8 protein-coding genes are annotated in these 12,100 nt (G+C 37.7%); 1 reads left to right on the top strand and 7 read right to left on the bottom strand.

Annotated elements, in window-relative coordinates:
• Positions 1 to 49: 49 nt before the first annotated feature.
• The 7 genes from gltX (ACFIKU_RS05365) to ACFIKU_RS05335 form a co-directional block, all read right to left on the bottom strand.
• Positions 50 to 1,423: a glutamate--tRNA ligase gene (gene gltX / locus ACFIKU_RS05365; RefSeq protein WP_375642158.1), complete on the bottom strand. Its 1,374-nt coding sequence runs from the start codon at positions 1,421 to 1,423 to the stop codon at positions 50 to 52.
• 10 nt (positions 1,424 to 1,433) lie between these two features.
• Complete coding sequence (locus ACFIKU_RS05360) at positions 1,434 to 3,095, bottom strand: NAD+ synthase (protein ID WP_375656899.1); 1,662 nt, start codon at positions 3,093 to 3,095, stop codon at positions 1,434 to 1,436.
• Between the two features lie 122 nt (positions 3,096 to 3,217).
• Positions 3,218 to 4,597 carry a class II 3-deoxy-7-phosphoheptulonate synthase gene (locus ACFIKU_RS05355; protein ID WP_375656898.1) on the bottom strand — a complete coding sequence of 460 codons (1,380 nt, stop codon included), beginning with the start codon at positions 4,595 to 4,597 and terminating at the stop codon, positions 3,218 to 3,220.
• Positions 4,598 to 4,665: 68 nt separating this feature from the next.
• The gene (gor, locus tag ACFIKU_RS05350; RefSeq protein ID WP_375656897.1) at positions 4,666 to 6,057 is read right to left on the bottom strand and encodes a glutathione-disulfide reductase; all 1,392 of its coding nucleotides are present in this window, start codon (positions 6,055 to 6,057) and stop codon (positions 4,666 to 4,668) included.
• Positions 6,058 to 6,258: 201 nt separating this feature from the next.
• Positions 6,259 to 6,828: a DUF2059 domain-containing protein gene (locus tag ACFIKU_RS05345; protein WP_375642162.1), complete on the bottom strand. Its 570-nt coding sequence runs from the start codon at positions 6,826 to 6,828 to the stop codon at positions 6,259 to 6,261.
• A gap of 106 nt (positions 6,829 to 6,934) precedes the next feature.
• Entirely contained in the window at positions 6,935 to 7,639 is a 705-nt protein-coding gene (gene rpiA, locus ACFIKU_RS05340; protein WP_375656896.1) for a ribose-5-phosphate isomerase RpiA, read from the bottom strand.
• Between the two features lie 484 nt (positions 7,640 to 8,123).
• Positions 8,124 to 10,388 carry a ComEC/Rec2 family competence protein gene (locus ACFIKU_RS05335; RefSeq protein WP_375642164.1) on the bottom strand — a complete coding sequence of 755 codons (2,265 nt, stop codon included), beginning with the start codon at positions 10,386 to 10,388 and terminating at the stop codon, positions 8,124 to 8,126.
• Between the two features lie 111 nt (positions 10,389 to 10,499).
• On the opposite strand from ACFIKU_RS05335, the gene gltX (ACFIKU_RS05330) reads away from it, so the two are divergent.
• Complete coding sequence (gltX, locus tag ACFIKU_RS05330) at positions 10,500 to 11,930, top strand: glutamate--tRNA ligase (RefSeq protein ID WP_375642165.1); 1,431 nt, start codon at positions 10,500 to 10,502, stop codon at positions 11,928 to 11,930.
• The last annotated feature ends 170 nt before the right edge of the window (positions 11,931 to 12,100 follow it).

Genomic DNA, 12,100 nt, shown 5'->3' with positions numbered 1-12,100 from the left:
TATCCCCTTTAAAAGTGAAATGAACGAAATGCTTAAAAAAAAGCCGCTCTTATTTCCTAGTGAGTCTTTCTGCTACCTTTTCACGCCCTAAAAGCTGCAAAATTTTTCCCATTTCAGGTCCATGGTCCATGCCCGTCAGTGCCTGACGTAATGGCATAAACAAAGCTTTTCCTTTTCGACCTGTTTTTTCTTTTAATGCTGTTGTCCAAATTTTCCAACTTTCCTCACTCAAAGCACCTTCAGGCAAGAAATCGAGTGATTGGCGCACGAAAGCACGATCTTCTAGTGTCACTGTATCAAAATTCTGTTCATCATGAATGATTTTCCACCACAAAACAGCATCATTGACTTTATTAATATTGCTTCTTATCGCGTTCCAGAAATATTCCGCCTTATCTCCCTCAATAGAAAGTTTTTTAAGGCGCATTTTTACTTCCTCATAGGTTAACTCATGGACAAGATGACTATTCAAAGCAAGAAGATCAGCAATATCAAATTTTGCAACGGATCTTGACGTATCTTGGAGATTGAAATGTTCTAAAAGCGCTGCTTGATTGGGATAGGGATGCACATTTTGTGATGTCCCAATCAAAACAGCAAGACACTGAACAGCTATAGATTCAAATCCTTCTTCCCGTAGAGAACGAATAGAAAGATCATTGTTACGTTTTGAAAGTCCTTTTCCTAAAACTGTTGCCAATAAATTGATATGACCAAAAACCGGTAATTCTGCATTAAGAGCTTTAAAAAGAGCAATTTGAGCGCCTGTATTTGTAATATGATCATCCCCACGAATAATATGCGTAATACCCATATCTACATCATCAACAACAGACGGCAATGTATAAAGATAGCTTCCATCTTCACGAATAAGAACAGGATCTGAAAGAGACGCCAAATCAATCGTCTGCTTTCCCTTTACGGCATCATTCCAGCAAACTTCTGTTCGCTTTGTTTGCAAAGGATCGCTTTCAAAATTAGGAAGAAGAAAACGCCAATGGGGTTTACGACCTTGAGATTCAAAGTTTTTTTTCTCTTCTGCTGTCAATTTTAATGCTGCACGGTTATAAATAGGAGGCAATTTGCGTGAAAGCTGGATTTTACGACGCCGATCTAATTCTTCCGCTGTTTCATAACAGGGATAAAGAAGACTACGTTGTTTGAGAATTTCCGCAACTTCATCATATCGATTAAATCGCTTAGATTGGTAATAAATTGCATCTGGTTGAATACCAAGCCATTTAAGGTCAACAGCAATAGCATCGATATATTCTTGTTTAGAACGTTCAACATCTGTATCATCATAGCGCAAAATAAATTCTCCTTTATGCGCTTGCGCATAAAGCCAATTGAAAAGCGCAATACGGATATTGCCAATATGAATATAACCTGTTGGAGAGGGAGCAAAACGAACTTTAACCATAAAATAATACTCAATTTTTATCGCGAAAATGATTGACTATGGGATAGCGACGATCGCGTCCGAAATTCTTGTAACTGATTTTTACACCGGGTGCAGATTGTCGTCTTTTATATTCGGCACCATAAAGAAGCTGTTCAACTTTCTCAATAGTTTCCCGTGAATGCCCACGTTTAATAATATCACAAATACTCATGTCATTTTCTACAAGAGATTGCAAGATATCATCTAAAATAGGATAAGGGGGAAGAGAATCTTCATCTTTTTGATTTTCCCGCAGCTCTGCAGAAGGCGCTTTTTCTATAATATTGTATGGAATGACAATTCCTTCTGGTCCTCTCAAATTGTGCAAGTGATTTTTATTGCGCCACTCAGCTAATGCATAAACCTGCATTTTATAAATATCTTTAAGAGGATTAAACCCACCATTCATATCACCATACAGTGTTGCATATCCCACAGCCATTTCTGACTTATTGCCTGTCGTTACCACCATTGAACCGAATTTATTTGAAAGAGCCATTAAAAGTGTACCACGTACACGGCTTTGAAGATTTTCTTCTGTCACATCAGGCGGCAACCCTAAAAAAACAGGCGCCATTGTATTCAAAAACGCTTCAACAGCTTGCACAATCGGTATTATTTCATAAGGACACCCTAAAAGTTGTGCGCATTCTTTAGCATCTTTTAATGATTCTTGCGAAGTATAATGATAGGGCATCAGAATGGCGCGAACCCTCTCAGCACCAAGAGCATCCACCGCCATTGCCATACACAGGGCTGAATCAATTCCTCCTGAAAGACCAAGAATAACATCCTTAAAGCGATTTTTATTGATGTAATCTCTCAAACCTAAAACACAAGCTTGATAATCGGCCGCTAATCCATTGAGAAGACTTTCTTTAGGACCTGAAATACAGTGCCAGCCCGTCGTTGTTTTTTGCCAATGGGTTAAAGCAATATGGCTATCAAAGTGTTTCATTTGAAATATCTTTTTTCCTTCTCCATTCAAGGCAAAAGACCCGCCATCAAAAACGAGCTCATCTTGACCACCAACTTGATTAGCATAAATAATGGGTATCCCAGATCGTAGAGCTTGCGTATGAACAATATCTATACGTTTTAAAGTTTTATTACGATAGTAGGGAGATCCGTTAAGGACAAGAATAATTTCTGCTCCTTTATCTTTAAGCTCTGTACTAAGAGAGAAATCATTCCAAAGATCTTCACAAATGACTATTCCTAATTTGATTCCATGATAAACAATAGGCTCAGGACGTGGACCTGAAGAAAATAAACGCTTTTCATCAAATTCAGCATAATTAGGTAAATCAAACTTCAAACTTTCGGCAATGACTCTCCCTTCATCAAGAAGCATGACACCGTTGTAAATATTGCCATTGCGTCTTAATGGAAGACCAATGACAATTCCTGGTCCGCCTAAAGTTATCTTTGCTAATTTCTTAACAGTCTCTTCACATGTTTTTATAAAAGCAGGTTTTAGAACAAGATCTTCCGGCGGATAAGCGCTTATAAAAAGTTCTGTGAATAAAACAAGATCAGCCCCCTCTTCTTTGGCCTTTTGATGCGCCATAACAGCTAAAGAAAAATTCCCCTCAATATCACCAACAATAGGATTTAATTGGGCTATGGATACCCGAAAATCATTTTTCATAAGCCTTTGTATCATTTCATCAGTTTAGCAACCACAACTTTATTCTTCATCATCTGAAATATTACTTTTTTAAAAATTCTCTTCTGCCATAATGACCTAAAAAATATTAGGCAAATTTTTGCCTACCCACCAGCAGCAATTGCTAACGAGTCAGTCACACGATTTTTTTTAAGGAGTTCAGCAACAAGAAAAGCCAATTCTAACGCTTGATCTGCATTTAACCGTGGATCACATTGTGTATGATAACGATCAGACAAATCGTCCACAGAAATGGCATGCGCCCCTCCTGTACATTCAGTAACATCACGACCTGTCATCTCAATATGAATACCTCCTGGATAAGTTCCCTCTCCACGATGCACTGCAAAAAAATTCTCTACTTCTTTTAAAACATAATCAAAGGGACGCGTCTTATAACCATTGGCAGTAATTGTATTGCCATGCATTGGATCACATGACCATATAACCGCACGCTTCTCGCGTTCAACGGCACGGATGAGTTTAGGCAGATAACTTTCAACTTTATCATAACCAAAGCGCGTAATGAGAGTAAGCCGCCCCAGTTCGTTTTCAGGATTTAAAATATCAATTAATTTTAAAAGCTCATCAGGTTCAATGGAAGGACCACATTTTAATCCTATAGGATTCTTAATGCCGCGACAATATTCAACGTGAGCATGGTCAATCTGACGTGTACGGTCACCAATCCATAACATATGACCGGATGTTGCATACCAATTTCCTGAAGTTGAATCAATCCGAGTCAAAGCCTCTTCATAACCAAGCAACAGTGCTTCATGACTGGTATAAAAAGATGTTTCACGCAATGAAGAATGTGTTTTAGATGTAATCCCTATAGAACGCATAAAATCAATTGATTCAGAAATACGCTCTGCCAATAATTCATAACGTTCCCCCTGAGGACTGTTAGAAACAAAACTCAACATCCATGTGTGAACATTTTCTAAATTAGCATAGCCACCTTGTGAGAAAGCACGCAATAGATTAAGTGTTGCTGCAGATTGGCGATAAGCCATAGACATCCGTTGCGGATCTGGAATACGAGAACCGGCTTCAAATTCAATGCCATTAATAATATCCCCACGATAAGCAGGAAATTCAACTCCCTCTTTTCTTTCGATATCAGAAGAGCGAGGCTTTGCAAATTGACCAGCAATACGACCAATTTTAACAACTGGTTTAGAACTACCAAAGGTCAAAACAATCGCCATTTGCAAAAATACACGAAAAAAATCACGGATATTATCAGCTTCATGTTCTGCAAAGCTTTCGGCACAATCACCACCTTGCAATAAAAAAGCTTGGCCTTTCGCAACGGCTGCTAATTCATTTTTTAAATCACGTGCTTCACCGGCAAAAACTAAAGGAGGATAGCGTCTCAGTTTTCGCTCAACATCTTCTAACATAGACTTATCCGGATAAGTCGGAACTTGTTTAATTGGCCTTGTTCTCCAAGTGTCAGGCGCCCATTCTTTTATCATTATACTCTCTCTAAAGATTAATTTTACAGATTGGCATATCAAAAACTTTTTACCATAATATATGCTGTTTAACTTTCTATTTTTTTCCCATTTTCATATATATAACTTGGTTTATACATCGTTACCAATTCTTCTGCCATCGTTGGATGCACTGCCATCGTCTCATCAAAGATATCCTTCGTCAGCTTACCCTTGAGAGATATCCCTATAAGCTGTGCCATCTCACCAGCATTTTCCCCTAAAATATGAGCGCCCACAACAATACGGCTTTCACCATCAACAATGAGCTTCATAAACATTTTTTCTGAACTCCCAGAAAGAACATTGCGCATAGGACGAAAAACTGTACGATAAATTTCAAGACGCTTATAACGCTTTACCGCCTCTTCTTCTGAAAGACCAACCGTTCCAATCTCTGGCTGTGAAAAAACTGCTGTTGTAATTAAATCATAATCAGGTGTTGTGGGAATATTCTCAAACGCAGTCTTCACAAAACACATTGCATCATGAATCGCAACAGGTGTTAATTGAATATGACCTGTTACATCACCAACAGCCCAAATATGGGGGATATTTGTTGTCATTCTTTCATCAACAACAACTGCACCAAATTCATTCACCTTAATACCGGCCCTATCAAGACCTAAACCGGCTGTATTTGGTACACGCCCCGTAGCCAACATAATCTGATCGGCACTGATCATTTCCCCGTTTGATAAAACAACTTCATAACAATTTTCTACAGCCTGCACTTTAGAAATTGTTATGCCATAGAGAATAGAAATCCCTTTTTCAATCATTGCATCGCTGAGCAATTGCCGCAAATCATGATCGAAATTACGAAGGATTAAATCACTCCGATGGAGTAGTGTTGTTTTTACACCTAATTCATGAAAAATATTAGCAAATTCAACACCAATATACCCCCCACCAACAATGACTATTGATTTTGGGAGTTGATCAAGGTCAAAAATCTCATTAGAAGTAAGGCAAAATCCACCGCCTTCTATGGGAGTATTTTGTGCAAATTTTGCCCCTGTTGCAATCAAAATTTTTTCTGCACTTACCCGCTCACCCGTGGCAGAAAGCTCCAATGTGTGATCATCTATAAAAGTAGCACGACTTTCATAAATATGCACATTGTTATTTTCTAATCCCTTACGATACAACCCTTCTAACCTTGATATTTCTTTATTTTTAGCTGCAACCAACTTTTCCCAACTAAAAATTGGATCCGCATATTTCCACCCAAAACCAACACTTTTCTTAAATTCTTTTACATATTGTGATGCATAAACATAAAGTTTTTTGGGAACACAACCACGAATAACACAAGTGCCCCCTATACGATATTCCTCTGCTATAGCGACCCGCTTGCCAAGCCCCCCAGCAAGCCGTGCTGCACGTACTCCACCAGAACCACTTCCAATAACAAATAAATCAAAGTCAAAAGAGCTCACGAATTATTCCTTCTTATATCTGCAAGAGTAGGCTAAGGTCTTTTATTATCAAATGAAAGTCTTTTTTTCTTTTGAAGAAACCTTTTTTATAAAGCCGTATTCTAAAAAGACCTCCTCTCATTAAAATATTAAAAACGGCGGGAAAACCGCCGCTATGAAAAAAATCAGACATTGCCCATTGTTGTCATGATATCGATCAAGCTATTTTTTATTTTCTGAAGATTCTGATTTTATAGGCATATTTGTAGGCATAGTAGAATTATTCAAATTAAGTGTTTCAGACATCTCTTTTTTCACATTTTCTACAAGATCCCGCATAAGAGCAGTACGCCATATATCAAATGCTGAATAAGAATCACGTGCAATATTGGGGACTTCTGTCAAAAACTTTTTACCGGTATCAGAATTATAAAATGTTGTTATCGCATCAAGCTCTTTTTGAGTAAAATATTTTGCATATACATGAGCAATCTCTTTTTCTAGATCAGAGCGCCTTTTAATTAAAGCAAGCGCCTGCTTATCAACAATATCAGAAATAGCTGTTGCCAAATTCGGATCATCGCTGATCAATTCATTTTTGAAATCATGGACCGCATTGGGTAAAAAACTATCAAATTGATCCGTTGCATGAATAGCTCTGATTGCCTTTCGCGCTGAATCTAAATGTTGATCACTCACACCTTGTGCATAAACCATTCCAACATTCACAAAAAAAATAGCAATTGCACCAAAATATACGACAAAACGCTGAAAAGAAAATATTATTTTCATTTAATGATTACCCCGATCGCTAATTATAATTTTAATTCGTTATTCTACCTAAAATCTTTAAGACCCTTTTTTACTATGCTAACATATCATCATGTAAATGCCTTTTCTAAAAATCAAACGGTTCTAAAACTTTTATTTGACCATCAGCCATAGCGACAATTGCACGTGAAGCCAACCCTAAAAAAAGGCCATGCTCAACAACACCAGGAATGGCAAGAAGTGCATCCGATAATGGTTTTGGTTGCAAAATGCAGCCCCAAAATGCATCAAGAATAAAATGGCCACCATCTGTTTCAAAAGGATTTTTTCCATTCATTCGCAATGCAATTTCTCCAGAAAGCCCTAAGTCATCAGCCACTTTTTCAATGGTTTTGCATGTTGTGTGGATACCAAATGGATTAACTTCAATTGGTAGTGCAAAAGCACCAAGCCTTTTTACCACCTTTGTTTCATCAGCAATGACAAGCATTGCACGAGATGCCGATGCTACAATTTTTTCATACAACAATGCTCCCCCTCCCCCTTTAATGAGCATCATCTCAGGACCAATTTCATCTGCTCCATCAATATCAAGATCCAGTTCAGGTATTTGTTCTAAAGTGCTAACAGGTACTCCAAACTTACGACAGAGTTGTTCAGAATATCTTGAAGTAGCAACACCAGTCACATGCAAACCATCCGCAACACGCTCGCCTAGAAGACGAATAAACTCATTGACTGTCGAACCAGATCCGATACCAAGCCGCATACCATCTTCAACAAACTCAAGCGCTTTTATAGCTGCCATTTTTTTTAACTGCTGAACATCCATGAATGACTTTGCCTTTTATCCGTATAAGCAGCATTTATCACCCCTATTACCACCGATAATAGTGATAATAAAAGATAACCTTTTGACGCAATCTATTTAAATTTACCATCATCTTTTGCTTGAAGAGATGTTACTCGTTATAGAAATATATGATAAGAATAAAATAGAATAATCAACAATTATCTTTTTTATTTCTTTAAGAAAATTTGTTAGCATTTTTCTCATTCAATAAGAATTTTTGTTTTATCTTGTTCTATCAATAGGATGCACAAAGATACACATATCAATTTTTTTGAACAATTTAAAATGATCATATATAAAAAAATCATCTATTTTTAGAAAACTGTAGATTATTATCTCGTTTCAATGACGTTGATAAACTTACCAAGTGAAATACCGTAAAATATTATCAGAAAAGTCTTCTATTATTTTTTGTTTTGTCATTATCCAAATGTGAAGCAAAATATGATAGATTATATATTTTTTATGAATGCTGTCTGTGCATATTCCATGGTCTATGAAACCCTAGCGAAGACCAAATAATATCTCCACCTTCGGTCATCATAACGCTTCCTCGTGATAACAATTGTTGAGGCGTAAATATTATTTTTGCCTTCTTGTTACAAGTTGGATTATGCATTACAAATGTCTGAATGAGAATATCTGCCTCTACACATTGATCTGTTTCTCTCTGTAAAACAATCACTTTTAATCCATTCTCTAATAATGACGTACATACATAATAATCACAAATAAATTGTCCGTGCAACGAAGGACCATATTTTGTTGGTTTAATCGTTTCATTCACACGAAATGACTTTTTCCATATGGATGTCGTGAACTTAGAGATATGGTAACGATCGATATATAGCTTTTTATCATGAATAACGCCCACGAGACGCATATTATCTGCTATAATCAGTTGTACAGGTGAATGCATTACACAAATAGAAATACCAGCCAAAATAAATAAACTAAAAAAGAGCCGGATGGGTGTTTTGCAAAAAGTCAGTCCAACCAAGCCTATACTCAATAAAACTAACGCTGATAACGGCATAAAACCAGGATTCAAATCAGGAGAAATAGCCTTGATAGCATGCGCAATCTTTATTACAAGATCAACTCCAAACCCCATAATTTGAAGGGGGAGCCATTCGAATCCTCCTAACATTGCGAGGACTGCAATTAATCCAAAGGGAATGACAAAAATTGAGATGACAGGCAAAGCAAAAGCATTACTGATAATGCTCAAAGATGCCATATTAGAAAAATGATAAGCAGCATAAATTCCACTTGCACTCCCTGCAACAAGGGAAGAAGCACAGGTTGAAAGCATCGATAAGAAAGCAAAATTTATCACTCCTCCTCCAACATACGAGGGCGTTGTTTTTCTTTTACGAAAAAATGACCTTCCACTCCACCAATCAAAAAAAGCGATCAAAGCAGCAGTCGCAGAAAAGGACATTTGAAAGCTAGGACCTAATATTTCATGGGGTGTCATCGCCAGAGTTATCAACCCTGCAATAGAAAAATTACGCATTGTTATAGCTGAGCGATTACACAATATAGCAACCAACATAACAGCAATCATCACAAAACTTCTTTGCGCTGATATTGCTAGGCCCGACAATAACAAATAAAAAGCTGTTATCATAAACGCAACGATAGCAGCAAATTTTTTACTGGAATAATAGGAAGAAAAAACTGGAAAAAATGCTAAAAAACTACGGATACTCAAAAGAACTATGCCGCTTAACAACGCCATATGTAAACCTGATATTGATAAAATATGGGCTAAACCAGCCGTACGTAATGCTTCATTTGTCTCATTTGAAATACCAGCACGCTGCCCTGTTATGAGAGCAGCTGCAACATTCCCCTTTTCTCCTTCAAGGGCTATACGGATTCTTTGTGTCATCTTCGTGCGTAAATTTTCAATTTTCTGTAAAATGATAGCAAATATTCCATCAGGCTGCGAAACGGATATTTTTCTTGGTTTTCCTAAATAAACGCCTTGTGCCCCAATTCCTTTAAAATAATTATGAAAACTAAAATCGTAGCCTCCTGGACGCACTGGCCCAGAGAATGCACGAATCCTAACTTTTCCATGCAGTCCATCACCAATCGCTAAGCCAGATGGCAAATATCTTGCCGATAAACGAACACGATGAAGACTATGGCGTAATATGGGCTTTTCTGTACTCAAAATATCCAAAACTAAACGAAATCCTCCTTTGGCGCCTGACTCAATAGAAACAATTCTTCCCGTCAATGTAGTGATAATGTCACTGCTTAACATAGGTGTTGCAATACGCCACGTTTCTATTTTTGCCGCTAAAGAACCTAATATAATACAAAACAAAAATCCCACGGGAATCCATATTTTTCGATAAAAACGTACCACATAGAATATTCCCAGAAAAATACTGACCAACGCCCCCAATTGTCCCCAACTTGGTTCCCACTCTAAATGAAAATAGAAAATAATTCCTAGGGCAAAAAAGACTAAAATCAGCGAAAAAAGGATACCAAAAGAAACTTCTTTACTGATACAATCTTCTAACCATTTGCGAAAAAAAATGATTATTCCTTTTAAGAGTGTCAATAAAAAAAGTTTTTGTTGGTTATAACTGCTGTTCTTTGTATCATCATATTCAGAAAAAACACTTTGCCCTATTTGGCATGGCTTTTTTCTTTCTGTAACAGATTTTTCGGATAAACCCTCTTTAACTTTACTTTTATAAAACATCCGTCCCCCACTTTAACTCGCAATACGGCTATTGCACACCCCATCACTTATGTTAACATGACTTTTCTATAAAATTCCATAAGTAATATCTTAGTTTAAAGGAAAATATTCGTGTCTGTTATTACTCGTTTTGCCCCTTCACCTACTGGCTTCCTTCATATTGGTGGTGCTCGTACTGCTCTTTTTAATTGGCTTTATGCAAAACATACCGGTGGAAAAATGCTTTTACGAATTGAAGATACAGACCGAGAGCGCTCAACAGAAGAAGCTGTAAAAGCTATTATAGATGGGTTACACTGGATGGGGCTTAGTTATGATGGCGCCCCTATTTCGCAATTTGAACGTTCTGAACGTCATCGCCAAATCGCCGAACAGTTGGTCAAAAACGGCAAAGCATATTATTGTTATGCTTCACCTGAAGAGTTAGCTGAAATGCGTGAAAAAGCTCGTGCAGAAGGGCGCCCACCACGTTACGATGGACGTTGGCGGGGCCGTGACTGTTCTGAAGCTCCTAAAGGTGTTAAGCCTGTTATTCGTATCAAGGCTCCACAAGATGGAGAAACAATTGTGCATGACCGAGTCCAAGGTGACGTTCGCTTCCCTAATAAAGATCTAGATGATTTTATTATTTTGCGCTCTGACGGCTCGCCTACCTACATGCATGCTGTTGTCGTTGATGATCATGATATGGGTGTAACACATATTATACGCGGTGATGATCATCTTACAAATGCAGCACGCCAAACAATTATCTTCAATGCAATGGGGTGGGATATCCCTGTTATGGCCCATATTCCTCTTATCCATGGTGAAAACGGTGCAAAATTATCAAAGCGACATGGTGCACTCGGTGTTGATGCCTACCGGATAATGGGATATCTTCCTGCTGCTTTGCGCAATTACCTTGTCCGTTTAGGTTGGAGTCATGGTGATGACGAACTGATGTCACTTAAAGATATGATTTCTTGGTTTGACATTGAGGATATTAACAAAGGTGCTGCTCGTTTTGATCTCAAAAAGCTCGATTCCATCAACGGACACTATATGCGCATGAGTAATGATCAAGAACTTTTTGATGCCGCTCTTAATATTCTACCAGAAATCGATAGGGGAGCACAAATTATTGAAAGACTTGATGAAAAACGCCGTGTTCAATTTTTAAAAGCAATCCCGCATTTGAAAGAACGTTCAAAAACACTGTGCGAACTGATTGACAATGCCTCCTTCATTTTTACGCAACGACCTTTACAACTTGATGAAAAAGCACAAATGCTCTTAGATAAAAATGGACGCACCATTTTAAACGATCTTTATCTTGCCCTGAAAGCTTGCCCCTCTTGGGATACAAAAAACCTGGATGAAATACTTCGCTCTTGTGTACAAACACAGAATCTCAAATTTGGATCTATCGCCCAACCACTTCGCGCAGCTCTTACAGGATGTGCAACATCACCAGGTGTTTTGGATGTTCTTATTTTATTAGGACGCGATGAATCTCTTCATCGCATCAAGGACCAACTTATCGCCCATGATGTGTACTGAGTATATTTCCTCAAATATGGATCTATACAGATATCTCAACGCCCCCTAAAAGAGTTTTTTATGTTATATCATTGAAATACATTTTTTATTGAGTAATAATGCTCAATAAGGAAATATTTTTAGATTGCATGTACTCACTTTTGGAGGCAATCTACCCTTAATATAAGTAA

The organism is Bartonella sp. CM120XJJH, assembly GCF_042194715.1.
Lineage (GTDB): Bacteria > Pseudomonadota > Alphaproteobacteria > Rhizobiales > Rhizobiaceae > Bartonella.
The sequence above is the reverse complement of the archived record's forward strand: the minus strand, read 5'-3'. Positions and strand labels throughout refer to the sequence as shown.

Excerpts from the sequence above, each read along its gene's own strand:
- ACFIKU_RS05360 (WP_375656899.1), bottom strand. The coding sequence starts at position 3,095 with ATGAAAAATGATTTTCGGGTATCCATAGCCCAATTAAATCCTATTGTT.
- ACFIKU_RS05355 (WP_375656898.1), bottom strand. The coding sequence starts at position 4,597 with ATGATAAAAGAATGGGCGCCTGACACTTGGAGAACAAGGCCAATTAAA.
- gltX (WP_375642158.1), bottom strand. The coding sequence starts at position 1,423 with ATGGTTAAAGTTCGTTTTGCTCCCTCTCCAACAGGTTATATTCATATT.
- ACFIKU_RS05335 (WP_375642164.1), bottom strand. The coding sequence starts at position 10,388 with ATGTTTTATAAAAGTAAAGTTAAAGAGGGTTTATCCGAAAAATCTGTT.
- ACFIKU_RS05345 (WP_375642162.1), bottom strand. The coding sequence starts at position 6,828 with ATGAAAATAATATTTTCTTTTCAGCGTTTTGTCGTATATTTTGGTGCA.
- rpiA (WP_375656896.1), bottom strand. The coding sequence starts at position 7,639 with ATGGATGTTCAGCAGTTAAAAAAAATGGCAGCTATAAAAGCGCTTGAG.